Annotated in this window: 23 protein-coding genes; 9 read left to right on the plus strand and 14 right to left on the minus strand. The window is 72.2% G+C overall.

Annotated features, from left to right (window positions below):
• Nucleotides 1–34: 34 nt before the first annotated feature.
• The 3 genes from AC6JBM_RS29505 to AC6JBM_RS29515 form a co-directional block, all read right to left on the minus strand.
• A complete protein-coding gene (locus tag AC6JBM_RS29505) occupies nucleotides 35–685 on the minus strand; it encodes a carbohydrate-binding protein (RefSeq protein WP_497977305.1) in 651 nt (216 codons plus the stop codon).
• A gap of 478 nt (nucleotides 686–1163) precedes the next feature.
• Nucleotides 1164–1448 (minus strand): hypothetical protein, encoded by a 285-nt coding sequence (locus tag AC6JBM_RS29510; RefSeq protein WP_497977306.1) that lies wholly within the window; start codon nucleotides 1446–1448, stop codon nucleotides 1164–1166.
• A 113-nt stretch (nucleotides 1449–1561) separates the two neighbouring features.
• Nucleotides 1562–3418: a M48 family metallopeptidase gene (locus tag AC6JBM_RS29515; RefSeq protein WP_497977307.1), complete on the minus strand. Its 1857-nt coding sequence runs from the start codon at nucleotides 3416–3418 to the stop codon at nucleotides 1562–1564.
• A gap of 213 nt (nucleotides 3419–3631) precedes the next feature.
• Between AC6JBM_RS29515 and AC6JBM_RS29520 the strand changes: the two genes are divergently transcribed.
• From AC6JBM_RS29520 to AC6JBM_RS29530, 3 genes are all read left to right on the plus strand, one after another.
• Complete coding sequence (locus tag AC6JBM_RS29520; protein ID WP_497977308.1) at nucleotides 3632–4834, plus strand: hypothetical protein; 1203 nt, start codon at nucleotides 3632–3634, stop codon at nucleotides 4832–4834.
• Nucleotides 4835–4905: 71 nt separating this feature from the next.
• On the plus strand, nucleotides 4906–5304 hold the full coding sequence (locus AC6JBM_RS29525; protein WP_497977309.1) for a hypothetical protein: 399 nt from the start codon (nucleotides 4906–4908) through the stop codon (nucleotides 5302–5304).
• Nucleotides 5305–5383: 79 nt separating this feature from the next.
• Nucleotides 5384–6109 carry an SIMPL domain-containing protein gene (locus AC6JBM_RS29530; protein ID WP_497977310.1) on the plus strand — a complete coding sequence of 242 codons (726 nt, stop codon included), beginning with the start codon at nucleotides 5384–5386 and terminating at the stop codon, nucleotides 6107–6109.
• 6 nt (nucleotides 6110–6115) lie between these two features.
• Here AC6JBM_RS29530 and AC6JBM_RS29535 read toward each other — a convergent pair whose 3' ends face one another.
• Entirely contained in the window at nucleotides 6116–6544 is a 429-nt protein-coding gene (locus AC6JBM_RS29535) for a YybH family protein (protein WP_497977311.1), read from the minus strand.
• An 87-nt stretch (nucleotides 6545–6631) separates the two neighbouring features.
• Between AC6JBM_RS29535 and AC6JBM_RS29540 the strand changes: the two genes are divergently transcribed.
• From AC6JBM_RS29540 to AC6JBM_RS29555, 4 genes are all read left to right on the plus strand, one after another.
• Nucleotides 6632–7003: a YciI family protein gene (locus AC6JBM_RS29540; RefSeq protein ID WP_497977312.1), complete on the plus strand. Its 372-nt coding sequence runs from the start codon at nucleotides 6632–6634 to the stop codon at nucleotides 7001–7003.
• Nucleotides 6991–8196, plus strand: a complete 1206-nt coding sequence (locus tag AC6JBM_RS29545; protein ID WP_497986548.1) for an RNA polymerase sigma factor — start codon at nucleotides 6991–6993, stop codon at nucleotides 8194–8196. The genes AC6JBM_RS29540 and AC6JBM_RS29545 overlap by 13 nt, the downstream gene beginning before the upstream one ends.
• A gap of 199 nt (nucleotides 8197–8395) precedes the next feature.
• Nucleotides 8396–11122 carry a helix-turn-helix transcriptional regulator gene (locus tag AC6JBM_RS29550; protein WP_497977313.1) on the plus strand — a complete coding sequence of 909 codons (2727 nt, stop codon included), beginning with the start codon at nucleotides 8396–8398 and terminating at the stop codon, nucleotides 11120–11122.
• 75 nt (nucleotides 11123–11197) lie between these two features.
• The gene (locus AC6JBM_RS29555; protein WP_497977314.1) at nucleotides 11198–11878 is read left to right on the plus strand and encodes an alpha/beta fold hydrolase; all 681 of its coding nucleotides are present in this window, start codon (nucleotides 11198–11200) and stop codon (nucleotides 11876–11878) included.
• 36 nt (nucleotides 11879–11914) lie between these two features.
• On the opposite strand, the gene AC6JBM_RS29560 is transcribed toward AC6JBM_RS29555, so the two are convergent.
• Nucleotides 11915–12358 (minus strand): Lrp/AsnC family transcriptional regulator, encoded by a 444-nt coding sequence (locus AC6JBM_RS29560; protein ID WP_350609579.1) that lies wholly within the window; start codon nucleotides 12356–12358, stop codon nucleotides 11915–11917.
• A 155-nt stretch (nucleotides 12359–12513) separates the two neighbouring features.
• On the opposite strand from AC6JBM_RS29560, the gene AC6JBM_RS29565 reads away from it, so the two are divergent.
• Together AC6JBM_RS29565 and AC6JBM_RS29570 are read left to right on the plus strand one after the other, a co-directional pair.
• Nucleotides 12514–13719: a trans-sulfuration enzyme family protein gene (locus AC6JBM_RS29565; protein ID WP_497977315.1), complete on the plus strand. Its 1206-nt coding sequence runs from the start codon at nucleotides 12514–12516 to the stop codon at nucleotides 13717–13719.
• The gene (locus AC6JBM_RS29570; protein WP_497977316.1) at nucleotides 13716–15020 is read left to right on the plus strand and encodes an amidohydrolase family protein; all 1305 of its coding nucleotides are present in this window, start codon (nucleotides 13716–13718) and stop codon (nucleotides 15018–15020) included. Before AC6JBM_RS29565 ends, AC6JBM_RS29570 begins: the two co-directional genes overlap by 4 nt.
• Here AC6JBM_RS29570 and AC6JBM_RS29575 read toward each other — a convergent pair.
• Genes AC6JBM_RS29575 through AC6JBM_RS29615 form a run of 9 tightly spaced genes read right to left on the minus strand, consistent with a single transcriptional unit; the run spans nucleotide 14938 to nucleotide 24106 of the window.
• Nucleotides 14938–16398 (minus strand): class I adenylate-forming enzyme family protein, encoded by a 1461-nt coding sequence (locus AC6JBM_RS29575; RefSeq protein ID WP_497977317.1) that lies wholly within the window; start codon nucleotides 16396–16398, stop codon nucleotides 14938–14940. The two genes, AC6JBM_RS29570 and AC6JBM_RS29575, sit on opposite strands and share 83 nt — an antisense overlap.
• Nucleotides 16395–17333 (minus strand): LLM class F420-dependent oxidoreductase, encoded by a 939-nt coding sequence (locus AC6JBM_RS29580; protein ID WP_497977318.1) that lies wholly within the window; start codon nucleotides 17331–17333, stop codon nucleotides 16395–16397. The genes AC6JBM_RS29575 and AC6JBM_RS29580 overlap by 4 nt, the downstream gene beginning before the upstream one ends.
• The gene (locus tag AC6JBM_RS29585; protein WP_497977319.1) at nucleotides 17330–17725 is read right to left on the minus strand and encodes a nuclear transport factor 2 family protein; all 396 of its coding nucleotides are present in this window, start codon (nucleotides 17723–17725) and stop codon (nucleotides 17330–17332) included. The genes AC6JBM_RS29580 and AC6JBM_RS29585 overlap by 4 nt, the downstream gene beginning before the upstream one ends.
• Entirely contained in the window at nucleotides 17722–19398 is a 1677-nt protein-coding gene (locus AC6JBM_RS29590) for a class I adenylate-forming enzyme family protein (RefSeq protein ID WP_497977320.1), read from the minus strand. Before AC6JBM_RS29590 ends, AC6JBM_RS29585 begins: the two co-directional genes overlap by 4 nt.
• A gap of 17 nt (nucleotides 19399–19415) precedes the next feature.
• Nucleotides 19416–20714, minus strand: coding sequence for an ABC transporter substrate-binding protein (locus AC6JBM_RS29595; protein ID WP_497977321.1), 1299 nt, complete (start codon nucleotides 20712–20714; stop codon nucleotides 19416–19418).
• Nucleotides 20659–21759 carry a branched-chain amino acid ABC transporter permease gene (locus AC6JBM_RS29600; RefSeq protein ID WP_497977322.1) on the minus strand — a complete coding sequence of 367 codons (1101 nt, stop codon included), beginning with the start codon at nucleotides 21757–21759 and terminating at the stop codon, nucleotides 20659–20661. The genes AC6JBM_RS29595 and AC6JBM_RS29600 overlap by 56 nt, the downstream gene beginning before the upstream one ends.
• Nucleotides 21759–22655, minus strand: a complete 897-nt coding sequence (locus AC6JBM_RS29605) for a branched-chain amino acid ABC transporter permease (RefSeq protein WP_497977323.1) — start codon at nucleotides 22653–22655, stop codon at nucleotides 21759–21761. The genes AC6JBM_RS29600 and AC6JBM_RS29605 overlap by 1 nt, the downstream gene beginning before the upstream one ends.
• A 12-nt stretch (nucleotides 22656–22667) precedes the next feature.
• A complete protein-coding gene (locus AC6JBM_RS29610; RefSeq protein ID WP_497977324.1) occupies nucleotides 22668–23384 on the minus strand; it encodes an ABC transporter ATP-binding protein in 717 nt (238 codons plus the stop codon).
• On the minus strand, nucleotides 23381–24106 hold the full coding sequence (locus AC6JBM_RS29615; protein ID WP_497977325.1) for an ABC transporter ATP-binding protein: 726 nt from the start codon (nucleotides 24104–24106) through the stop codon (nucleotides 23381–23383). The genes AC6JBM_RS29610 and AC6JBM_RS29615 overlap by 4 nt, the downstream gene beginning before the upstream one ends.
• Between the last annotated feature and the right edge of the window lie 70 nt (nucleotides 24107–24176).

Raw genomic sequence — 24176 nt, forward strand, 5'->3', positions numbered from 1 at the left:
CGTGGTTCGGTGCCGGCCCGGGTCACACCGCCGATCAGACGAACTTGAACCAGTCGAGATCCAGGATGTCGGCCGAGTCGCCGACCTTCGTCACCGCGGTGATCGAGGTCGTGCCGGCGGGCAGGTTGCTGGCGTTGCAGGAGATCTCCTCGTACGTCGTCCAGCCGCCGGTGCCCAGCAGGCCGGGCGCCGCGATGACCGGGGCGGTCGCCGCGGTGGTCACGATCTGGGTGCCGCTCTGGCTGTTGTACGACTCCGCCTCGATCGTGCGGCTGTTGCCCCAGTACCCGTCGGTGCAGTTCGGCGAGCCCGCGGTCGCGCCGGGCGGGCAGGCGAACTGGGCGATCGCCTCCCAGTTGCTGTTGATGTAGGCGGCCGCGCGCAGCACGTCGGTGTTGGCGTTGACGTAGGCGAAGTACTGGTCGAACCAGCTGCCGATCTTCGTCCAGTCGCCGCCCAGAGAGACCCGGTTGTTGACGTTCGTGCACGACGCGTCGAGGTTCGCGGTGCGGTACGCCTGCGGCGTCGCCTCCGAGATCATGGCCGGCTTGTTGTGCGAGCGGGCGAAGGCCAGCGACCGGTCGTAGAGCGACTTCGGGCTGCTGGTGGTCGGGGTGTCACAGGCCCACTGGTACTGGCGGAAGTTGCCGTCCCAGCAGAACGTGCTCATGCCGATCCAGTCCACGACGTCGTCGCCGGGGTACCAGTCGGCGAGGTGGTTCGGGTTGCTGAAGTCGAACCTGTTGGGTGCCGTTGTAGAGGTAGCCGTTGTCGTAGATCGGCAGGCACAGCCTCGTGCGCGAACACGGACACGCCGACCCAGTCCACGACCCCGTCACCCGGGTACAGGGCCTCGTACTCGCCGCGGACCGGGTGGTAGACGTACGTGACGTTGTCCTGGTGCTTCGCCCCGTCGATGAGCTGACGGATCTTCGCGAACGCCCCCTGTAGGACGCGCACGACGCGTCGGTGCAGTGGTAGAAGCTCGACACCTCGTAGTCGAGGCGCAGGAAGAACTTCGCGTTCGGGTACTGGTTGACGAACGCGATGAGCTGGCTGAACTGCGCCGCGTACTGCCCGGCCGCGAGCTCCGCGGTGACCTGGCGGGAGCGGGCGGCCTTGGCCTGCTCGTCGCCGCCGGTGAAGCCGGGCGGGTTGTCCTTTCAGGACACGCCGACCTGGATCATCTTGCCCTGCTGGGCCAGGAAGGTCGCGTAGTCCTTGTGGCCCTGGTTCACCCAGGTGCCGGACTTGACCTCGTAGTAGACCGAGCCGCCGCTGGGGGCGGCCCCGAACGATGCGTAGTCGTCCCACGCCGTTTTCGTGGACTGTCCCACGAACAACAGCCGTCCGTTCCCCGGCGCAAACGTCGAGGCGGTGGCGGCCGCCGGTACCGCTGCGGACAGCGGCACAATGAGCAGAAGGACGACGAGGAGGCGTCGTACCATGCCGGTACGCTACGAACGCGCCCGACAATTCCCGTAGCGTTTTCGAGAGAGTTCGGGGCACCCGACGCGGTTCGATGACCTTCAGTAATTGCGTCGTCCGGGAATCAGGACCTCTACTCCGAGGAGACCGTCACGTACGGGTTCAGGGCGGCGGCGAGGAGCTCACGGTCGTTCTTGTCCAGCGACTCCCCGGTCCAGGTCTCGGCCAGCTCCAGGACGTCGCCGCTGTGCATGGTCAGGCGCACCTTGATCGGCACGTTCTTGAGGATCTCGGCGGAGCGCACGTCCTCGTAGGCCACGAACCGGTGCTGCCGGGCCAGCTGCGCGACCGGCGCCGACCGCAGGATCTGCACGAGCCGCTGCTTGCCGTTGTCGGTGGACTTCGGGCCCGGCACGAGCAGCAGGCCGTTGGTGAGCAGCAGCACGTCGAAGTGCAGCTTGCCGGGCGCGTTCATGTTGGCGATGCCGCCGAGGACCTCGGCCCCGTCCGCGGTGGCGACGGCCGAGAGCTGCCGGACCGCGGCCACGTCGACGCCGAACTCGGCCAGCCGCCGGCGGGCCTCGGCCACCGTCTCGGGGGCGGTGGCGAGCCGGGAGATCTCCATCGTCGGCACCTCGATGCCGTCGGGGCGGGCGAAGGTGGCGCCGGTGGTCCACGAGTGCTTCCAGCGTCCCAGGCCCCCGGCGCGGGCGGCGAGCCCGATCGCGGAGTCGATCCGGTCGACGAGGATCTCGTGCTGCTCCCGCGGGCTGCCGTGCGGCTCGACGGCGCGGCCGAGGTCTCCCGCCCCGCCGCGCTCGAGGATGTGCAGCACCAGCGCAAGGTCGCCCTGCGGCGCGCCGCCCATCCGGGCCGCGGCGCGGAACAGCGTGTCGACGTCGCGCTGCGCCCGGGCCGCGATGGCCGCGTCGGTGAGCTCGTCCCACGGCAGCAGCGTCTTGTCCTCGATGTTCAGCGCGGCCTGCTGGAGCCGCTGGGCGAGCGTGGCCGGGTCGGCTAGCAGCACCGCGGCGGGGCGATCGTCCGTGGCGACCCCGGGGTCGGGCATGGCCTGCATGGCGGTGATGCGGTCGGCGATCGGCGGGTGGGAGTCCCAGCGCGACTTCTCCTCCGGCGGGGCCGAGTCGCGCAGCTTGGCCAGCTCGCCGGAGCGCCCCTGCAGCAGCTGGGCGAATCCGCCGAAGACGTCGCGGGGGGCGAGCTTGGCATCCCAGCCGATGGTGACGTACCGCCCGACGAAGAAGTTCCACGCGGAGTCCACGACTGCGAGGTCCCGCATCGCGCTCACGGCGGCCGTCCGGCCCGCGATCCGCACGGAGAACTCGTCGGCCTCGTACTCCATGCGCCGGCTCACCGCCTGCTCGACGAGGATGTAGAGCCGCGCGTAGGTGCGGAACACGAACCCGGCGAGGCTGCTCGGCCCGACCTGCACGATGGTCTGCACGATCGCCATCCGGCCCCGGTGGGCCAGGGCGCCGAGCTTGGTGTGGCTGCCGGAGTAGTGGCCCAGCTCGTGCGCGAGGACCGAGCGCAGCTGGGCGACGGTGAAGGCCTGCAGGAGCGGCAGGCCGACGTACATGATCCGGCGACCCCCGGCGAGTCCGAGGAAGCGCGTCTGCTCGGCGACCGCGGCGTTGACCTCCGGGATGAGCCGGATCTCGTCGGGCGCCCGGGTGCCGACCTGGTGCGCGAGCTCGTGCGCGGTGTCCCAGAGCCCGCGGGCCTCGTGCGGCGCGAGCGCCAGCCCCTCGGGCTCGCCGGGCTTGGCGGTCAGGATCTTCCAGAACGCGACCACGAGCCCGACCGCGACCGCGATGGTGAGGAACGCGAGCTTGCCGGCGGCCGCGCCGGGGTGCTCGGTCCACAGCCAGACGGTGGCCCAGCCGAGCCCGCCGATGAGCGCGACGGCCAGCAGGTAGAACCCCGCGAGCAGCGCCACGGAGATGGCGGCCCGGATCGTTGTCTTCATCGTTTTCGTCCCCCGTACGTGTGAACGGCTCACATTATGCGGAGTTCGGGGGCGCTTGTCTGTCCCGATTTGCGGTCCAATTCGGCCCCGGAGCCCAGCGTCGGCTCCAGCTCGACCGTGACGCTCTCCGGCAGGCCCGTGGGCGGCCCTTGACGGGGGCACCGGAAAGGCTAAGGTTTCGATCTTGTGTCGATGCCCTGCACGATCTGCGGTGTGCCCGGGTTCACCACCGGCGACGGGCACCGGTGCCCAGAGCATGGCAACCGCCCGCGGCCACCGCTGTCCTGGCAGCTATCGGCCTGGGTGTTTCTGACCGTCACCGTCGCCTACTTCGGGCTGCTGGCAGCCGACGTCGTAGCGCTGGCCGCCGCGGACGCGATGCTCACCGGACCGGCGCCGATCTCCAGCGCGGCGTCTCGTGCCGCGTTCGGCCGGGCCGCGCTGCTGGGCACCGTCACGCAGGTCTGGATCTGGGTGTACCTGGCCGGCTTCCTCGCCTGGTCGGTCAGCAATCGGCGCCACCTGCAGCGGTCGGACCGCCCCGGCATCCTGGACCATTGGACCAACACGATCTGGCGGATCAGCCTCGCGCTGGTCGTGATCCTCTCCCTCGTGCTCGCCGGCCGGCCCCTGCCCGATACCGGTGAACCGGCCGCGTTCCGGGACGCGTTCATCGGCCGAAGCCATGCGCTGATGGGCTACACCGCGTTGCGGATCGTCATGCTGGCGTCGCAGGCGGCGTATGTCATCGTCGTCTGGCGCCGCGTCACCCGCGCACCGGAGGCGCCGTACAGCCGGCCCATGACCCGCCACCGCGCGCCGGCCGCCGCCGTCGCCGTCGGTTTGGCCGGCATCACCATCCTGACGATCGTCGTGGGCGACCCTGGAAGGTCCGCGACCGCGCCGCATGCGGCCGGCACGGCGCCGGGAACCCGCGCCACGGCGACACCAGCCCCGAGCCCCGTCCGCCCGACCCCCACCCTGACGGCACCCGACGCCATCATCGAGTACGAGAAATCGTCCGACCAGACGCCCGCCGCCACGATGCTCGCCGCCCACCCGTTCCCGGGCGTCGAGCACCAGTTCGACGCGTACTACCGCGACCCGGCCGGCCGCACCGCCACGATCTGGGGCGGCACCGGCGAGGCGTTCGACCACGACTTCGACACCGACGGCCTGGACGCCCTCCTGACCAGCCTCGGCCCGCTCGGCGGCGCGGCGGCCGACCACTTCCGCCCCAACGAGGACCTCGCCCGCACAGTCCGGTGCTCGCAGTTCACCGGCCGAGGCCAGCACGGTACGACCTGCGTCTGGGTCGGTCGCGGCGCCGTGCTCGCGTTCGTCCTCACCGACCTCGACGCTCCGGGCGCCTCGGACGTCCTGTGGTACATGATCCACGCGGTCGTCGTGCGCTGAACGGCCGATGGTCCGCGGACGCCTGCGGCGGAAGAAGCAGGTTGCCGACCGCAGTGCCTATGGTGGCATCCATGCGTCAACGCGTCGCGACCGTGGCGGGCCTCATCGTCGGGGTGACCGTTCTGGGGCTCGGAGTGCTGTGGCTGCTCGCGTTCGTGCCCGGCGTCGGCGTCGGCGGCCGGGTCGGCACGACGGAATGTGGCACTGGACTGCCGCGTCACGGTCCGACGTGCTGGGGGGACTTCGTCCCTGACGGTGGTGGTTCGCCGCGTCCGGTGACCATCGACGGCGTCGACGAGGAGGGCGTGACCGTCCCCGCCGTCATGTACCCGTGGGCGCCCGGCCAGGCATTTCGCCCTCCGGGTGCGCTCGCCGCGCTCGGCTGGACGGCCGTGGCCCTCGCGGGTGCGGCCGTCCTCACCGTCACGGCCGCTCGCCTGGTCCGCGCGGCTCGCGTCGAGCGGCGCTGAGCACCGTTTTCGCCGATCGTCCGGCACGGCACCGCACGGTCCGCTTGAATAAGGGGCAAATACGACCCAAAGGTGAAGAATGTCCCGATCACGTGCCGGCGTGCGTGTGCTCGTCGCGCTGACGAGCCTTGTTGTTGTCGCATCGTCGCTGTTCGGTGGCCGGCCGGCGTTCGCCGAGCAGGCCGTGGACAGCGTGCTGGTCACCGGTACCGGCGAGGTCTCCGGCGAGCCCGACACGCTCACCGCGGATCTTGCGGTCGAGACCAGCGCGTCCGCGGTCGACGAAGCCCTCGACCGCGCCGACACCGCGGCCGGCCGGATGCGGGACGCGCTGGTGCGCGCGGGGCTGACCAGGGCCGACCTCCAGACGTCGAACGTCACGGTCACTGCGCAGCGCGACGACGACGGCGGCGTCACCGGCTACACCGCCGGTCAGGGGATCACCGCGACCATCCGGGACCTCCCGCGGGCCGGGGCCGTCCTGTCCGAGGCCATCGCCGCGGGCGGCGACGCCGCGCGGCTGAACGGGGTGTGGTACGCCATCGAGGACGACACGGCGCTGCTCACCGAGGCGCGCAAGCAGGCCTTCGCCGATGCCCGGGCGAGGGCCGAACTGTATGCCCGTGAGGCCGGCCGGCCCCTCGGCCGGGTCATCAGGCTGAGCGAGGTGCCGGCCGGCGACGTGATTCCGGGTGGCCGGGACTACAGGGCAGGGGCGGGCGCGCCGATGCCGATCGAACCGGGGCGGCAGCGGCTGACCGTGACCGTCACGGTGGAATGGGCCCTCCGACCGGCATCGGTGTGAGCACGCTCAGTCGGACGGGACCAGCCCCACCGAGGCGCGCAGCGAGCCGTCCATCTCGAACGGCACCGATTCGTGCTCGTGCGTCACCAGCCAGCGCCCGTCGATGCGGCGCAGCCCCAGGGTCACCCGGAACCACATGCTGAAGCCCTCGGTCGAGCCGCGCGGCACCGCGGACAGGCGGTCGAGGCTGGTCGCGAACGCCACGTCGCCGTCCGCCGTGATCTCCAGCCGCGTGACCTCGCGGCGCGGCGGCGCCTCGAAGGTGGCCATCCACGACTCCAGCGGGGCCGGGTCCCGGCCGTCGCCGGGCTGGCGCAGCGGCGGGGCGAGGGTGTACTCGACGAAGCTGGACGCGTAGTACGCCATGATCGCCCTGGCGTCACCGGTCTCCAGCAGCGCGGCTTTGCGTTCGATGACGTCTCGGATCTCATCCATGACAGGTCCTGCCTTTCACGTGTTGCCGAGATGTCGAAACCGGCGGCCCCGGTTTCGACATCCGGGCAGGAGCGAAGGAGAGCAACCATGAAGTACGTCATCCTGATCCAGTCGAACCCGCAGTCGCTGGCGGTCTGGGAGACGCTGACCGATCAGCAGCGCACCGACTTCGGCCTCGGCCACCTGCGGCTGACCGAGGAGATGCGCGAGGCCGGGGTGCTGGTGGTCAGCGAGGGACTCGGCGACCCGGCCCTGGCCACCCAGGTCTCGGTGCGCGACGGCCGGACGATCACCTCCGACGGCCCGTACGCCGAGTCCAAGGAGCACCTGGCCGGCTTCTACCTGATCGACGTCGCCGACCTCGACGAGGCGGTCGCCTGGGCCGCGAAGGCGCCGGACGCCGCGTACACCCGGGTCGAGGTGCGCCCGGTCCTCGACATGAGCACCTGGGACCTGTGACCGCGCTGCCGGACCTGCTGCGCGAGTGCGCGCCGCGGGTCCTGGTCGCCGTGGTGCGCCGCTACGGCGACTTCGAAGCCTGTGAGGATGCGGTACAGGAGGCGCTGATCGCGGCCGCCGTGCAGTGGCCGCGGACCGGAGTCCCGCAGCAGCCGCTGCACTGGCTGATCACCGTCGCGGGCCGCCGGCGGGTGGAACTGCTGCGCAACGAGACGGCCCGGCGGCGCCGCGAGGAGACGGTCCGGTACGAGCCCACGCCGCAGGTCCGCGGAGACGACGAGCTGGCGTTGCTGCTGCTCTGCTGCCATCCCGCGCTCACCGTGCCGGCGCAGGTCACGCTCACCCTGCGCGCGGTCGGCGGGCTGAGCACCGCGGAGATCGCCCGGGCCCTGCTGCTGCCCGAGGCCACCGTCGGCCAGCGGATCAGCCGGGCCAAGCAGCGCATCCGCGACACCGGCACGCAGTTCGAGATGCCCGCGCCGGACGCGCTCGGCGAGCGTCTCACCGCGGTCCGCCACGTGCTCTACCTGATCTTCAACGAGGGGTACACGGCCAGCTCCGGCGATGCCCTGAACCGGGTGGAGCTGTCCGGGGAGGCGATCCGGCTCGCCCGGCAGCTGCACCGGCTGCTGCCGGGCGATGGAGAGGTGGCCGGACTGCTCGCGTTGATGCTGCTCACCGACGCGCGCCGGCCCGCGCGAACCCTTCCGGACGGCAACCTGGTCCCGCTCACCGAGCAGGACCGCAGCCGCTGGGACGCGGCCGCGATCGCCGAGGGCACCGCGCTCATCACCCACGCGCTGCAATGCGCGCCGATCGGCCCGTTGCAGCTCCAGGCCGCGATCGCGGCGGTGCACGACGAGGCGGCGCGCGCCGAGGACACCGACTGGCCGCAGATCCTCGCCCTGTACGGGATGCTGCACGCGCTCGCCCCCAGCCCCATGGTCACCCTCAACCGCGTCGTGGCGCGGGCCATGGTCGACGGCCCGCGGGCCGGGCTCGCCGCGCTCGACCGGGCCGCGGAGGATCCGCTGCTGGCCCGGCACCACCGCACCGCCGCGGTGCGAGCCCACCTGCTGGAGCTGGCCGGCGACCGGGCCGCGGCGCAGGAACAGTACCGGCTGGCGGCGCGGCTCACGCTCAGCCGGCCCGAGCAGCGCTACCTGGAGTCGCGGGCCGCGCGCCTGCCATGAACGGCGCACAGTCCTCGCCCTGTACGGGCGAACCTCCTATGGTGATCCTGCGGGTCAACACCCGGTGCCGCCGGAACGTCCGAGCCGGCTTCCTGCCGAGCCCCGGCCGCCCGGCGGATCGGCAGCGGACCGGGACAGGTTCACGGGTTCGGGGTGCGACTCCCCGGCGGTCCACGTGCTCTATACGTCTGCTGGTGGTGTGGATCTCGTCGGGCGCGACGACGAGATCGCGGTACTGCGTGCGTTCCTCGACGCGGCAGCGGGTTCCGGTGGCGCTTTGCTGCTGGTCGGCGAGCCGGGCGTCGGGAAGACGGCCTTGTTGCGGGCCGCCGCCGATGACGCCGCAGCGGGCCGGATGCGGGTTCTGGCAGCGTCGGGCACCCCGTTCGAGGCCGAGCACAGCTTCTCCTGCCTGCACCAGCTGCTGCACCCCATGGCCGATGATCCCGGCCGGCTGGGCGGGGCCAACCGGCGGGCGCTGCAGGTTGCCCTGGGCATCCGCGAAGGTGCTCCGCCGAGCCTGCTGATGATCGCCAACGCGGCCCTCGAACTGTTGCAACGTGCGGCCACGGCAGGCCCTGTCCTGCTGATCATTGATGACCTGCAGTGGCTCGATCGCGCGAGCGCCATGGTGCTGGCGATCGTGGCTCGCCGGCTGCCGCGCCGGGCCGGGCTGCTGGCCGCCTATCGGTACGGGCAGGAGACCTTCTTCGACCGGGCCGGCCTGCCGGAGCACGAGATCGGGCCGCTGGACGACGAGGCGGCAGCGGTGCTGGTCACCCAGCGCTTTCCGGCCCTGGTTCCCCGCGTACGGACGCGCCTGCTCGCCGAGGCGCAGGGCAATCCGCTGGCATTGCTGGAACTGCCGCTGGCGCTCACCGACCGCCAGCAGTCCGGTCTCGGATCGCTGCCGGACGTACTTCCGCTCAACCGTCGCCTCCAAGCGGCGTTCGCATCACGGATCAGCGGCCTGCCCGCGCCGGCCCGGCGCCTGCTCCTGCTCGCGGCGCTGGACGGTGGTGGCCGGCTGAGCAGCATCGTCACCGCAGAGCCGGACCTGGCGGCACTGGCCGCCGCCGAGCGGGCGGGACTGGTCCACGTCGACGAACGCGCCGGCCGCGTGGCATTCCACCATCCACTGACCAGGTCGGCCGTGGTTGAAGGGTCCACGGTCGGCGAGCGCATGCGGGCACACGCCGAGCTGGCCGCCGGAATGGCCGACCGGCCGGAACGGGCCGCATGGCACCTGGCTCAGGCAACCACCGGGCCGGACGAGACGGTGGCCCACCGGCTCGAGGATGCCGCGTACGCGATACGCAGCCGTGGCGACGCCGCCGGCGCGGTCACCACCCTGCTACGCGCCGCCGACCTGAGCCCGGCCGGCGCCGACCGCAGTCGCCGGCTCGCCGAAGCGGCCTACTTCGGTGCCGTCGTCACCGGTGACCTCCGCCAGGTGCCGAGGCTGCTGGCAGATGCCCGGCCGGGCCCGGGTGAGCAATCGCTGGCTTCCGCCGTCGCCGCTGCGCATCATCTGCTGCTCAGCGGGGAGGGAGACATCGACACCGCGCATCGGCTGCTGTCCGGCGCCATCGAGATGCAGCCGCTGCCGTACGACGGGGACAACCCCACGATGGTCGAGGCCCTCTACACACTCGGCTGGGTGTGCTACTTCGGGGGACAGCCGCAGCTGTGGGAGCCGTTTCACGCCGCGCTGGCCAGGCTGTCGCCGGCGGTGCCCGAGCTGCTCGTCCTGCTGGCCGGCACGTTCGACGACCCAGCCCGCACGGCGGCGCCACTGCTCGACCGGCTCGACACCGCGGTCGCCGGCCTGAGCACGCAGGCCGACGCGGTATGGAGCATCCGGGTCGGTCTGGCCGCGATGTTCCTGGACCGGCTGACACCGTGCCGTACGGCGCTGACCGCGATCCTCGGCGACGACCGCGCCCCGGGAGTCGCCCTGACGCTGCACGCCCGTTCCTTGCTCGGACTTGACCAGTTGATGACCGGCGAGTGGGAGCAGACGCGGCGCATCGCCGAGGAACACGTCGAGCTGTGCCGCACCCACGACTATCGGCTCCTGGAATGCATCGGCCTGTACCTGCTGGCGATGCTGGCCGCCGCGGAGGGCGACTACGACCAGGTACGGCAGTTGACCGATCGGATGACGATCTGGGCCACGCCGCGGCGGGCCGGTCTCGTCCTGCGGATCGCCGGACAGGCGAAGTTGCTGGACACGCTGGGCCGCGCCGACTACGAGCGGGCATACCAGCACGCCGTCGCGATCGCCCCCATCGGGCGGCTGGCGTCGCACGTCCCGCACAGCCTATGGGTGATCATGGATGTCGTCGAGGCGGCGATGCGCACCGGCCGCATCGCCGAGGCCCGGGCTCATGTGGCCGCGGCCCGCGCCTGCGGTGTCGCCGTGATGTCCCCGCGGCTGGCCATGACCGTCGATGCGGCAAGCGCGCTCGTCGCGCCGGACGACGAGGCGCCGGCGCTGTTCGACTCCGCTCTTGCCGTCAGCGGCGGCCGGCGCTGGCCCTTCGAACGCGCCCGGATCCTGCTCGCCTACGGCGAACGGCTGCGCCGGGTCAAGGCCAACAGCGCGGCCCGCGAACACCTTGCGGCCGCGCTGGAGACCTTCGACAGGCTCGGGGCTCGCCCGTGGGTGACGCGCGCCTCGGCGGAACTGCGCGCGACCGGCCAGACCATCGGCGGCCTGCCGGCCGCTGGGCCGGACGCGCTGACACCTCAGCAACGGCAGATCGCCGAGCTCGCCGGCGCCGGGGTGACGAACAAGCAGATCGGCGAGAAGCTGTTCCTCTCGCCGCGGACCGTCGGCACGCACCTGTACCAGATCTTTCCGAAGCTCGGCATCACCTCGCGGGCGGCGTTGCGCGACGCACTGGCGAGACCAGTCAATTGACGTAATCGAACGCCGCGACCGGCCGCCTACCGTCGTGCTCATTCGCACCGGTCCACCACGCGAGGAGTGAACGTCGTGAGTGCTGTTACCAACGTCGTGCTGGTGCACGGCGGTTTCGTCGACGGATCCGGCTGGCAGGCGGTCTACGACCTGCTCAAGCAGGACGGATACCGGGTCAGCGTCGTGCAGAACCCCACCCTGTCGCTGCAGGGCGACGCCGAGGCAACCCGCATGGTCCTCGACCGGCAGGACGGCCCCACGGTCCTCGTCGGTCATTCGTACGGCGGTGCCGTGATCAGCGAGGCGGGCACCCACCCGAACGTGGCCGCGCTCGTCTACATCGCCGCGTTCGCGCCCGACAAGGGCGAATCGGTGAACACCCTGATCGCCGACCCGCCGCCGGGCGCCCCGGTCCCGCCGATCCTGCCTCCCGTCGATGGGTTTCTCTTCCTCGACCGTGACAAGTTCCACGCCTCCTTCGCCGGCGACCTCCCGGCAGCCCAGGCCCAGTTCCTGGCCGACGCCCAGGTCCCATGGGGCGTCGACGCCCTCGCCGGCGCCGTCAACGAACCCGCTTGGCGCAGCAAGCCGAGCTGGTACCTGGTCGCCACCGACGACCGCATGATCCCGCCGTCGGCCCAGCGCGCGATGTCCGAACGCGCCGGCTGCACCGTCGTCGAGGTGGCCGGCAGCCACGCCGTCTACGTCTCCCAGCCCGCTGCGGTGGCCGGCCTGATCAAGCAGGCCGCCCGCTGACCCGACTGCGGGTGCCGGCCGGTGGTGCGCAGTCGATCACGCAGTGCCGGGAGTGAGCGTCTTCATGGTGACGTAGCTGGTCACCATGGCCACGCCGGGCAGGCCGGCCAACCGGTTGGCGTGGAAGTCCTCGTAGGCGGGCAGGTCGGCGACCTCGACCTGGAGCAGGTAGTCGTAGTTGCCGGTGACATGGTGGCTGTGCACAACCTCGGGCAGCCGGGTGACCGCACGCTCGAACGCGACCACATCGGCGCGCGCGTGCCGCACCAGCCGGACGCCGGCGAACACCCGCAGGCCGCGGCCGACGGCGGCGGGATCGACCAGTGCCCGGTAGCCGCGGATCACCCCGGTCTCCTCAAGCCGGCGCACGCGCCGGAGGCAGGGCGACGGCGACAGGCCGACCCGGGCGGCGAGTTCGGCGTTGCTGATCCGGCCGTGCTGTTCCAGCACGGCCAGAATCGCCCGGTCGACCTCGTCCATGGTGGCAGATTATTGCCGTGTCACCGCAGGTAGCACCATCACGTGCCGCGAACCGGGCGCAACTTGCTGCCAAAGTTGCCCGGACTCGTGGGCGTCGGCGCTGCGGCCGGTCATGCTCCATGGCGTCACATCCGGCGGTCCACGGAGGGGAATCCATGTCGGGCAGCAGTACGGTCGCCGTTCACGCCGACCGCGGCGTGCAGGCCGGCCGCGCCGTCGCACCACCCATCTACCAGACGGCGGCGTTCTGGGCCGAGGACGCGGAGCAGTTCGCGCAGGCCGCCGTCCACCCGCGCGGCCACGGCTTCTACACCCGCTACGGCAACCCGAACCACGCGCAGGTCGCGGCCGTGGTCGCGGAGCTGGAGCACACCGAGGCGGCCATGGTCACCGCGTCCGGCATGGCCGCCCTCACCACCGCCGTGCTGGCCCTGGTGTCCGCCGGTGACCACGTGATCGGGCAGCGCTCCACCTACGGCGGCACGGCGGCGGTACTGCTGAACCTGTTGCCGCGGCTGGGCGTGTCGATCACGCAGGTGGACCAGACCGACGCGGAGGCGTTCGAGCGTGCGCTGACCCCGCAGACCCGCCTGATCCTGGTGGAATCGCCGAGCAACCCGCTGCTGCAGGTCACCGACCTGCGCGCCGTCGCGGACCTGGCCCGCGCGCACGGCGTGCTGACGATGGCGGACAACACCTTCGCCACCGCGGTCAACCAGCGACCGGCGGACCTCGGCATCGACCTGGTCTGGCACAGCGCGACCAAGTACCTCAACGGCCACAGCGACGTGTCCGCCGGGGTGGTGGCCGGGCCGGCCGAGGCCCTGAACCGGATCTGGGACGTCGCCGTGCTCACCGGTGCCGTGCTCGGCCCGTTCGACGCGTGGTTGCTGCTGCGCGGCCTCCGCACGCTGCCGCTGCGGATGGCCCGGCACAACGCCAACGGTCAGGCCCTGGCCGAGGCGTTGCACGACCACCCGGCGGTGGCCCGGGTGCACTACCCCGGCCTGGCGACGCACCCACAGCACGCGTTGGCGGCCAGCCAGATGAGCGGATTCGGCGGGGTGCTCGGGATCGAGCTCGCCGGCGGTTTCGAGGCGGCCGACAGCTTCCTCGGCCGGCTGCGCTACGCCCGCCGGTCGGCCAGCCTCGGCGGCGTGGAGTCGCTCGCCGTGCATCCGGCCTCGATGTGGCGCGGGATGCTCAGCGAGGAGCAGCTTGCCGGCTCGGGGGTTGCGCCGGGCCTGGTCCGGTTGGCCGCCGGCACGGAGGACACGGCCGACCTGGTCGCCGACGCGCTCGCCGCGGCCGACGCGGTGCTCGCCGCGGACGCGGCGACGGTGCCGGGACCCACCCGATGAGGACCCTGCTCTCCGGCGGCACGGTGGTCGGCATGGACCCGGCCACCCGCGATCTCGGCCGCGGCGACGTCCTCATCGACAACGGCGTGATCGTCGAGGTGGCCGAGCGGATCGACGTCACCGACGCCGAGGTGATCGACGCGACCGACCGCATCGTGCTCCCCGGCTTCGTCGACACCCACCGGCACACCTGGCAGACGGCGTTGCGCGGCATCGGCGCGGACTGGACGTTCGCCGAGTACCTGGCGGCGGTACACGGCACGTTGAAGCCCCACTACCGGCCCGAGGACGTCTATCTGGGCAACCTGCTCGGCCGGCTTGAGGCGCTGCACTCCGGCGTCACCACGATGCTGGACTGGTTCCACTGCGGGCAGAGCCCCGCACACGCCGACGCCGCCGTCGCGGCGCTGCGGGACGCGCCCGGGCGGTCGGTCTTCTGCTACGGCGCCGGGTTCCGCACCGACGACCCGATCGACGCCGAGGTCCGCCGGGTCCGCTCGGCGATGTCCGGAGACGGCCTGCTCACGATGGCGCTCGGGCTTCGCGGACCCGAGATGACCACCATGGACATCGTCGCCGACGACCTGCGACTGGCCGCCGAGCACGGGCTCCGGACCGGCGTGCACATCGAGACCGGTGGCGCCGGCGGCCGCCCGATCGCCGGGCTCCGCGACCACGGCCTGCTGTTCGACACCACCACCTTCGTGCACGCCAACGGGATCAGCGACGAGCAGCTGCGGATGCTCGCCGACGCCGGCGGCTCGGTGTCGATCAGCCCGGATGTGGAGCTGAAGATGGGCATCGGCTGGCCGGAGACCGGCCGGATGCTCGCCGCCGGCCTGCGCCCGACGCTGTCCACCGACGACTGCCCGTCGGCCGGCGGCGACATGTTCGCCACCATGCGGACCGCGTTCGCGGTGCAGCGCGGCCTCGACGGCGGCCTGCGCTCGCGCGACGTGCTGGAGTTCGCCACCGTCGACGGTGCCCGGGCGTGCGGGCTCGCCGGCCGGACGGGCAGCATCACACCCGGCAAGGACGCCGACCTGATCCTGCTGCGCGCTGACGACCTGACGGTGTTCCCGGCCGGCAACCCGGTGGGCACGATCGTGGCCGCCGGTCATCCCGGCCTGGTCGACACGGTGCCGCCGGCATTCCGCTCGACGGCACGTGGTGTCCCCGGACCTAGCCACCCGGCGCGCGGGCGCGGCGGGTGGCGTGTCAGCGCCGGGCGTACAGCTCCCGCAGGCGGGGCTTGGGGACCTTCAGGGCGGCGTTGCGCGGCAGGGCGTCCAGGAACATGACCGCGGTCGGCTTCTTGTACGACGCCAGGTGCCGCCGCGACCAGTCGATCACCAGCCGGTCGTCGAAGGTGTGGCCCGGGGCGCGGACCACCGCCGCGACCACCGTCTCGCCCCAGCGCTCGTGCGGGGCGCCGAAGACCGCGACCTCGGCCACGCCCGGCATGCGGGACAGGGCCCGCTCGACCTCGGCCGGGTAGACGTTCATGCCGCCGGTCACGATCATGTCCTTCAGGCGGTCGGTGATGTAGACGTAGCCGGCCCGGTCGACGCGGCCGATGTCGCCGGTGTGCAGCCAGCCGTCGCGCAGGGCCGCGGCGGTCTCCTCGGGACGGCCGTAGTAGCCGGCGAAGAGCGTCTCCGACTGGACCAGCAGCTCGCCCTCCTCCCCCGGCGGCAGCTGCGCGCCGGAGGGGTCCACGACGCGGACGGAGGCGATGTTGGCCGGGCGGCCCGCCGAGGCGTAGATGTCGTCGGCCTCGCAGGACGCGGTCCAGTCGGCGGGGACCGTCGTGGTGACCGGGGCGCCCGTCTCCGTCATGCCCCAGGTCTCCACGAAGCGGTCGCCGATGACGGCGACGAGTTCGCGCATGACGTCGGGTCGCATCGCCGAGGCCGAGTGCAGCACGCCCGTCAGGGACTCGAGCACCTCGGGCCGCCGGCGTACCTCCTCGATGAACGCGGGCGCGAGCGGCGACGGCACGTAGGTGAAGTTCGAGCGCTCGCGGATCATGCGGTCGATCCACTCGGCCGGGGGCAGGCCGGCCATGAACGAGAGCTCGCCGCCGAGGTACAGGTGCGGCAGCATGACGCCCCAGATGCCGGCCACGAAGGAGAACGAGCCGGTGAAGGCGCAGCGGCTGCCGGGGCGCAGGCCGTCGTGGACCGGCATGTGCAGGATGATCCGGTTCAGGTTCTCCTGCGTGATCACGACGCCCTTGGGGGTGCCCGTCGTGCCGCTCGTGTAGCCGATGATGGCCGGGGCCGTCGGCGGGACCAGGCGCGGGCCGATGGGCGCGGCGTCGAAGACCGGCTCCAGGACCACGGGTGCGGTGACCGACCGGCCGTAGGCGACGAAGGCGGCCGCCCCGGCGTCGTCCACGATGGACTGGACCTCGGGCAGCGCCAGGCGGTCGTTCACGTGGACCGCCGGGTAGCCGCCCAGCAGGCACCCGAGATAGCACTCCAGGGCCTCGATCCGGTTCTCCATCATCAACGCGACCCGGTCGCCGGCGCGCAGGCCGTGCGCGGTGAGGGCGCCGGCGAACCGGGCCGCGTTGTCGAACAGCTCGCCGTACGTGCGCTCGGTGCCCCCGGCCCGCACGGCGACCCGGCCCGGAATCCGCCGCGCGACGCTGAGCAGCAGCATTCCCGGCGTCACAGGAGCTCCCGCGCGGCGGCCAAAGTCGCGGCCCCGGCCGGATCCGCGTCGGTGGACGACGGCACCAGCACGACGTCGTCGACGCCGTTCGCGTGGTACTCGGCGACCCGCTTCGCCGCGTCGGCGGGCGTGCCCACCACGCCGATCGCGTCGACCAGCTCGGTGGGGATCGCGGCCAGCAGGTCCCGCGGGTGCGGGCCGGTGCGGGCGAAGTCGACCACGTCGCCGAAGCCGGCGCGGACGAACATGTCGCAGTACCCGGGCGCGGCCAGGTAGCCGACGACGCCCCGGCGCAGCTGCTCGTACGCGGCCGCCAGGTCGGTGCCGATCGCGGCCGGCGCCCAGGCGGCCACCCGCGGGCGGGGACCGTCCGCGGCCGCGTCCAGCCGGGCGACGAGGTCGCCGGCGGTGGGCGGGTCGAGCAGGTTCAGCACCATCCGGTCCGCGTGCCGGGCCGCGGTGGCGACCGCGCGCGGGCCGAAGGCGGCGACGACGAGCTCGCCGGGGACCGGGGGCAGGCGCAGGCGGTACCCCCGCACCCGCTCTCCGGCGAGGAGCGCCTTGACGGCCTGGGCGGACTCGTCGAGCGCCCGCGCGGAGCCGGCCCGGGAGCGGCCGTGCCACTGCTCGACGACCACGGGGCTGGAGGTGCCCAGCGCGACCGAGACCGCGCGGCCGGTCAGCGCCGCGACCGAGGCCGCGCCCATCGCCACCATCATCGGGTCGCGCACGGCGACCGCGAACGGGCCGAGCACCAGGCGGGTCGCGGCCGGCAGCAGCGGCCCGGCGGCGGTCGCGAGCGCGAACGCGTCGTAGGTGGCCATCTCGCCGATCCACACGGCCGGGAAGCCGTGCTCGCCGGCGATCCGCGCGGTGTCCAGCGCCTCGCCCGCCGGGCGGTCCTGCCACAGGCCGAGGGAGATCTCGATGCTCACGAGTGGCTGAAATCCGCCGGGAGCCCCATGCCGCGCATCATGGAGGCGCGGTCGTAGTACTCCAGCCACTCGGTCACCAGCCCGGAGGAGCCGATGCGCAGGATCCCCACGACCGGCAGCTCCACGTGGTGCCCGCCGATGTCGAAGTCGTCGACGCGCTCGATGAAGACGCGGCCGTCGATGACGCCCATCGCCTTCACCCGCAGCTCGATGCGCTCCAGCCCGGCGGTCAGCGAGCGGATGCGGGCCTCGATGCCGGGCCGGCCGACGATCGGGTCCTGCATCACGCTGTGCAGCACGCCGTCCTCGGCGAACAGGGCCACGACGCGGTCCCAGTCCATCCGGTTCCAGGCGTCGATCATGTCACGCGCAACGTCCAGGGGGGCGGTCACGCGTTCACCTCCTCACGCAGCTGTCGTTTGAGGACCTTGCCGACCGGGTTGCGGGGCAGGGCCGGGCGCACGTCGAGCCGTTCGGGCAGCTTGTACGACGCGATCCGCTTGTCCTGCAGGAACCGCACGAGCCCGGGCAGGTCGAGCTCCTGGCCGTCGCGGAGCACCACGACGGCGCAGACCCGCTCGCCGAGCACGTCGTCGGGGTAGCCGATCACGGCCACGTCGGCCACGGCCGGGTGCTCGGCGATGAGCCCCTCCAGCTCGGCCGGGGCGATGTTCATCCCGCCCCGGATCACGAGGTCCTTGGCCCGGTCGACGTACTCCAGGAACTGCCCGTCCTCCCCCGCGATGACGAACACGTCGCCGGTGCGCAGGTACCCCTCCTCGTCGAACGGGCTCGGGAGGCGCTCGCCGTGCAGGTACCCCGCGAAGACCGTGGGCCCCTTCAGCCGCAGCTCGCCGGGGACCCCGGGCTCGGTGACCTCCTCGCCGGTCGCCGGGTCGACGAGCCGGACGCTGGTCCACTCGGTGACGCGGGAGCTCCACGTGTAGCCGGGCACGCCGTAGCGCGGGAAGAAGCGGGCGCGCTGCTCCGGGTCGGGCACGTCGTGCGGGTCGGTGAGCAGCGAGATGCCCTCGTTCGACCCGAAGAAGTTGATGATCCCGATGTCGTAGCGCTCCTGCCAGCCGCGGACCATCGGCGGCTGCAGCGGCACCGAGCCGGACCCGATCTGCTTGAGGCTTCCCAGGTCGGCGGCGGCCAGCAGCTCGGTGCGCTGCAGCAGCAGGGTGAGCAGGGCCGGCGGGGCGACGGTGTAGGTGGCCCGCTCGGTGGTGATCTGCCCCAGGAACGTCGGCAGGTCGAACGGGTGGTGCTGCACCAGGACGCAGCCGACCCGCAGCCAGGGCAGGAACATGCCGTTGATGCCGGCCATGTTCACCATCGGGAACGGGTTGAGCAGCACGTCGTCCTCGGTGAGGCGGGGCGCCTCGACGGTGGCCCAGCAGATCGCGAGCCAGTCGTAGTGGCAGCGCGGGACGCCCTTCGGGGTGCTCTCGGTGCCCGACGTCCAGCAGATCGTCACGCACTCGTTCGGGTCGGCCTCGTACACGTCCACTGTGGACACGTCGGCGGCGGCCATCAGCGCGTCGGCCGGCAGCACGCCGTCGGGGAGGTCTTCGCCATGGGACAGGACCGGCCCTTGAATCCCGTAGCCGGCGACTTCGGCCGCGTGTGCCCGGTCGCCGATGCGCGAGGACGTCAGGAAGAACTTGACCGAGGCCAGCTCCGCCATAGACGTGATCTCGTGCGAGCGGAACTGGACGGGGAACGGCGTGACGATGAGGCCGATCCGCCAGGCGGCCAGGTAGGCCACGACGAGCTCCACGGTGTTGGGGAGCTGGACCGCGAAGACGTCGCCCGGCTGCGCGCCCAGGGACAGCAGCACCGCGGCCAGGCGGTCCGTCTCGCGGTCCAGCTCGGCCCAGGTGAGGCGGCGCGGCTCGGAGCCGACGAGCGCGGCCTTGTTGGCCGGGTCGACGACGGCGAGCCGGTCGGGCTGCCGGGCGACCTGCGCCCGCAGCAGTGCATCCATGGTGTCCTGCGACCACCAGCCGCGCGCGGTGTACTCCGCCACGCGCTCGGGCGGGTGCAGTTTGCGTCCCGGCATGCCCGAACCCCCTTCGACTATTTGGTGATGTACTTGCTGGAGATGTCGATGACGTCGCCGAACGGCTTGAACGCCACCCCGGTCGCGTCCCACTGGAACGGGCGGAACGCCAGGATGCCCAGCGGGGCCGACGGGGCCATCCGCCACTTGATCCCGTCGATGAACATCGGCGGCTGATACTCCTGCGTGCGCGCCGCCTCCATGATGCCCGCATGCGACAGCTTCGAGGGAGAGGCCGCGGCCTTCTTGAACACGTCGACCATGAGGTCGCCGATGACCCAGCCGTTGACCGTGTAGCTGTTCGTGGGCGCGGGGTTGTTCTGGGCCTTGAGCTTCGCGAGGTAGTCGGTCATGCCGGGGTCGGAGGCGTACAGGTCGCTGGCGGGGTTCTTGAGCCACACCGGGACGAGCTGCCCGTCGGCCGCGGCGCCGGCCGGCTTGTAGAGCGTGTTGCCGTCGACGCAGTTGGACGGCTGGATGAACGTGTCGGGCTTCCAGCCGCTGCGGCCGACCGCGATGGACAGCGCCGGGCAGTCGGTCGTGACGCCGGCGTCGAAGAGCACCTGGGCGCCGCTGGCGCTCAGCGTCGTGGCGGCCGCGGCCGGGTCGGCCAGCGAGACCTCCTTGACCAGCTCGAGGTTGGTGCCCTGCAGCGCCTTCTTGAAGCCGTCGGCGAGGCCCTTGCCGGACTCGGTCTGGTTGGCGGCGATGGCCACCTTGGCCCCGTTGGGGTACTTCTTCTTGAGCAGCTCCACGTCGAACGCGGTCTCGACGTCGGCCGACGGGAGGTACTGCGTCGTCCAGGGGAAGTTCTTGACGTCGCGGAAGGTCGGCACCCCGGACTGCGCGAACAGCAGCGGGACGCAGGCCGCGTTCTGGTCGTCGGCGACCGCGTCGAGCTGGCCGGAGCCGAACACGTCGAGCACGTCGACCTTGTCGCTCTGGATCAGCTGCCCGACGTTCGCCTTGGCCTTCGCGGGGTCGAACGCGTCGTCGCGGGTGACGACCTCGAGCTTGACGCCGCCGACGCCGCCGGCCGCGTTCTCCACGGCGAAGCGGTCCTTCATGCCCTGCAGCACCGCCCCGACGGCCCCGGCGAGGGGGCCGGAGAGCGCGGCGGACCAGCCGACCTTGAGCGTGCCGGTGATCTGCCTGGTGGCGGCGGCCGGGTCGTCGCAGTCCTCGACGGGGGCCTTCCAGGCGCCGGCGGCGGCCGATCCACCGCTGGCGGCGGGCGCCGGATCGTCGCCGGAGTTGGCGTTACTGCACGCCGCGAGCAGTAAGGTCGCGGCTATCAGACACAGTGGACGCTTCATGGTTCTCCTCTTGCACCAGCGGGGTGGGGGTGTGCACCTGGAGCAGGCGGCCGCTCAAGCGGCTGAGGCCGCCGACGATGCCGTCGGGCATCAGGAAGATGATCAGGATCAGCACGACGCCGAAGAGCACGCCGGAGAGCTGGCCCTGGCTGACGTTGGCGGGGTTGAGGTTGGCGGTCAGGTAGGGGATGTAGACGACGGCGAAGGCCCCGACGAGCGGGCCGAGGCGGGTCGCGGCGCCGCCGATGACCAGACCGGTGATGAACTCGATGGACTTGAGCAGGGTGAAGGAGCCGTCCGGGGAGAGGGCGGCGAGGTACATCGCGAAGAGGCACCCGGCGAGGCCGGTGACGGCGCCGGAGAGCCCGAAGACCGTCGTCTTGACGGCGGCGACGCGCACGCCGGAGGCGGCCGCCGCGATCTCGTTGTCGCGGGTGGCGACCATCGCCAGGCCCGCGCGGCTGCGCACCAGCAGGTGCACCAGGAGCAGGACCGCGCCGAGGGTGACGGCGCTGAGCCAGAACAGCCACTCGGCGCGCTCGCCGGGGCCGAAGCCGCTCCACGGCGGCGGGTTGAGCAGGCGCCGGCGGATGACCAGGCCCCGGGCGCCGCCGGTGAGCGACTCGAAGCGGCGCACCAGCTCCGGGAAGGCGACGCCGACGGCCAGGGTGACCAGGGCGAGGTACAGGCCCCGGATGCGCAGGGCGGGCAGGCCGATGACGAAGCCCACCACGAAGCACAGCAGCACCGCGGGCAGGATGGTCGAGAGCGGATCCAGGTTGTACCGCATGACGAGGATCCCGGTGGTGTAGGCGCCCAGCCCGAAGAACGCGCTGTGCCCGATGGACAGCAGGCCGGTGTACCCGGTGGCCAGGTTGAGCCCGCTGATCGCGATCGCGTAGATGAACACGCTGGTGAGCTGGGAGACGCGGAACTGGGCGAGCCCGGAGGCCCACAGCAGCGCGAGGATCACCAGGCCGGCGAGGACCAGCAGGGCGGCGCGGTGCGGCCAGGAGCCGCGGGTCAGCACGATCGGCGTTCGCATCACACGCGCTCCAGCTGACGGGTGCCGAAGAGTCCGTTGGGGCGCAGCACGAGCACGGCGACGATGATGCTCAGCGCCGCGGTCTGCGGCAGGGTGTCGCCGATGAACCCGACGTAGCCCATGATGAGCTGCTGCAGGACGCCCAGGACCAGGCCGCCGACGACGGCGCCGACCGGGCTGTCAAGGCCGCCGAAGAGCGCCGCGGCCGAGGCGTAGATGAGGATCGGGAACATCGTCTGCAGCCCCAGCTGCTGCGGCGAGAGCGGGGTGACGAGCACGCCGGCGACGGCGCCGATCGCGCCCGAGACGCCCCAGCCGAACATGAGCACCCGGCCCGTGCGCACGCCGCTGAGGGCGGCCGACTCGGGCGCGTTGGCCACGGCCCGCATGTGCAGCCCGAGCGTGGTCCGGTTGAACAGCAGGAACATCAGGCCGACGACCACGAGGACGACGAGCCAGACGCCGAGGCCGTCGAAGTACAGCCGCGCCCCGCCGATGCTCAGGTAGTCCTCGAGCCCGTTGGGAAAGACGCTCGGCATCACCTTGGACTCGGAGTTCCAGATCAGCCCGGCCAGGGCGTTGAGCGCGGTGAACAACCCGAGGCAGACGATGAGCACGGCCATGTCGTTGCGCCGGCGCACCGGGCGGATCAGCGTGCGCTCGATCCCGGCCCCGAGCACGAGCCCGACGACGGTGGCCACGACGAGCCCGGCCCAGATCGGCGCGCCGAGGGTGCTGAGCCACCAGGCGACGTAGGTGGTGAAGAGGGCGAGCTCGCCCTGGGCGAAGTTGATGGTGCCCGAGCCCCGGAAGACGATCACGAGGGCGAGGGCCATGATGGCGTACACGCACCCGTTCGTGATGCCGTCGAAGAGCCGGTCGAGCAGGAGCGACACGGTGTTCCTCCCCTAGTACCCGAGGTAGGCGCGGCGGACGGCGTCGTTGTCGCGGAACTCGGCGGCGGGGCCCTGTCCGGCGACGCGGCCGACCTCCAGCAGATAGGCGCGGCCCGCGAGGTCGAGGGCGAGCTCGGCGTTCTGCTCCACGAGCAGCAGCGCGGTCCCGTCCTCGTCGTTGATCTTCCGCAGCACGGCGAACAGCTCGGCGACGATCTTCGGGGCGAGGCCCAGGCTGATCTCGTCGCACAGCAGCAGCTTCGGGCGGCTCATGAGCGCGCGGGCGACGGCGAGCATCTGCTGCTCGCCGCCGGACAGCGTGCCCGCGACCTGCTTCGCCCTCGCCCTCAGCACCGGGAAGACCTCGTACCAGTGCTCGATGTCGGCGGCGATGCCGTCCTTGTCCTTGCCGCGCACCGCGGCGCCGACGCGCAGGTTCTCGTGGACGGTCAGGGCGGTGAAGGTGCCGCGGCCCTGCGGCACGAGGCTGACCCCGCGCGCGACCACGGCCTCGGGCCGCCGCCCGCCCAGCGGCTGCCCGGCGAACGCGATCGTGCCGCGGCTGGGCAGCAGGCCGGCGATGGCCCGCATGAGGGTGGTCTTGCCGGCCCCGTTGGCGCCGAGCACGACCACGACCTCGCCCGCGCCGACGGTGAGGTCGACGCCGTGCAGCACCTGCGCCTGGCCGTAGCCGGCGACGAGTCCCTCGACGTGCAGCAGGTCGCTCATGCCGCCCGCCCCAGGTAGGCGGCGGCCACGGTCTCGTCGCGGCGCACCGCTTCGGGCTCGCCGTCGGCGATCTTGCGTCCGGAGTCCATCGCGACGACGTGGTCGCAGATGCCCATCACGAGTCCCATGTGGTGCTCCACGAGGAGGGCCGAGAGCTCGTAGCGGTCCCGAATCCGCCGGATCAGCTCGCCCAGGTCGCGCACCTCGGCGTGGGTCAGCCCGCCCGCGGGCTCGTCCAGCAGCAGCAGGCTGGGCCGCGCGGCCAGGGCCCGGGCCAGCTCGACGCGCTTGAGGGTGCCGAAGGGCAGCCCCTGCGCCGGGTGGTGGGCGACGTCGGTGAGCCCGAGCGCGGCCAGGATGCCGTAGGCCTCGGCTCGCAGCGCGCGGTGCCGGCCGCGGCGCACGTGGGCCCCCGCGACGGTGTTCTCGAGCACGCTGAGCGAGCCGAAGAGCGCGAGGTTCTGGAACGTCCGCGCGATGCCGTGCCGCACGATGCGGTGCCGGGGCACGGCCAGCAGGTCGCGCTCGCCGAAGCGCACGGTGCCCGAGTCCGGCCGGTAGATGCGCGTGATGCAGTTGAACAGGGTCGTCTTGCCGGCGCCGTTGGGCCCGATGAGGCCGCAGATCTCGCCGGGGGCGACGGTCAGGCTGATGCCGTCGAGGGCGGTGACACCGCCGAACCGAATCCGGACGTCGCGCACGTCCAACGCAGCAACCGACACCGGCCAGGCACCTCCACTCCGAGGGGACCACCGCTTACTTCAATTGACAGTGCTACTCGTGTTACTACAA

Source organism: Dactylosporangium thailandense (genome assembly GCF_059739745.1).

Excerpts from the sequence above, each read along its gene's own strand:
- AC6JBM_RS29530 (WP_497977310.1), top strand. The coding sequence starts at position 5,384 with ATGTCCCGATCACGTGCCGGCGTGCGTGTGCTCGTCGCGCTGACGAGC.
- AC6JBM_RS29565 (WP_497977315.1), top strand. The coding sequence starts at position 12,514 with ATGTCGGGCAGCAGTACGGTCGCCGTTCACGCCGACCGCGGCGTGCAG.
- AC6JBM_RS29600 (WP_497977322.1), bottom strand. The coding sequence starts at position 21,759 with ATGCGAACGCCGATCGTGCTGACCCGCGGCTCCTGGCCGCACCGCGCC.
- AC6JBM_RS29540 (WP_497977312.1), top strand. The coding sequence starts at position 6,632 with ATGAAGTACGTCATCCTGATCCAGTCGAACCCGCAGTCGCTGGCGGTC.
- AC6JBM_RS29570 (WP_497977316.1), top strand. The coding sequence starts at position 13,716 with ATGAGGACCCTGCTCTCCGGCGGCACGGTGGTCGGCATGGACCCGGCC.
- AC6JBM_RS29525 (WP_497977309.1), top strand. The coding sequence starts at position 4,906 with ATGCGTCAACGCGTCGCGACCGTGGCGGGCCTCATCGTCGGGGTGACC.
- AC6JBM_RS29610 (WP_497977324.1), bottom strand. The coding sequence starts at position 23,384 with ATGAGCGACCTGCTGCACGTCGAGGGACTCGTCGCCGGCTACGGCCAG.
- AC6JBM_RS29535 (WP_497977311.1), bottom strand. The coding sequence starts at position 6,544 with ATGGATGAGATCCGAGACGTCATCGAACGCAAAGCCGCGCTGCTGGAG.
- AC6JBM_RS29560 (WP_350609579.1), bottom strand. The coding sequence starts at position 12,358 with ATGGACGAGGTCGACCGGGCGATTCTGGCCGTGCTGGAACAGCACGGC.
- AC6JBM_RS29515 (WP_497977307.1), bottom strand. The coding sequence starts at position 3,418 with ATGAAGACAACGATCCGGGCCGCCATCTCCGTGGCGCTGCTCGCGGGG.
- AC6JBM_RS29510 (WP_497977306.1), bottom strand. The coding sequence starts at position 1,448 with ATGGTACGACGCCTCCTCGTCGTCCTTCTGCTCATTGTGCCGCTGTCC.
- AC6JBM_RS29595 (WP_497977321.1), bottom strand. The coding sequence starts at position 20,714 with ATGAAGCGTCCACTGTGTCTGATAGCCGCGACCTTACTGCTCGCGGCG.
- AC6JBM_RS29590 (WP_497977320.1), bottom strand. The coding sequence starts at position 19,398 with ATGCCGGGACGCAAACTGCACCCGCCCGAGCGCGTGGCGGAGTACACC.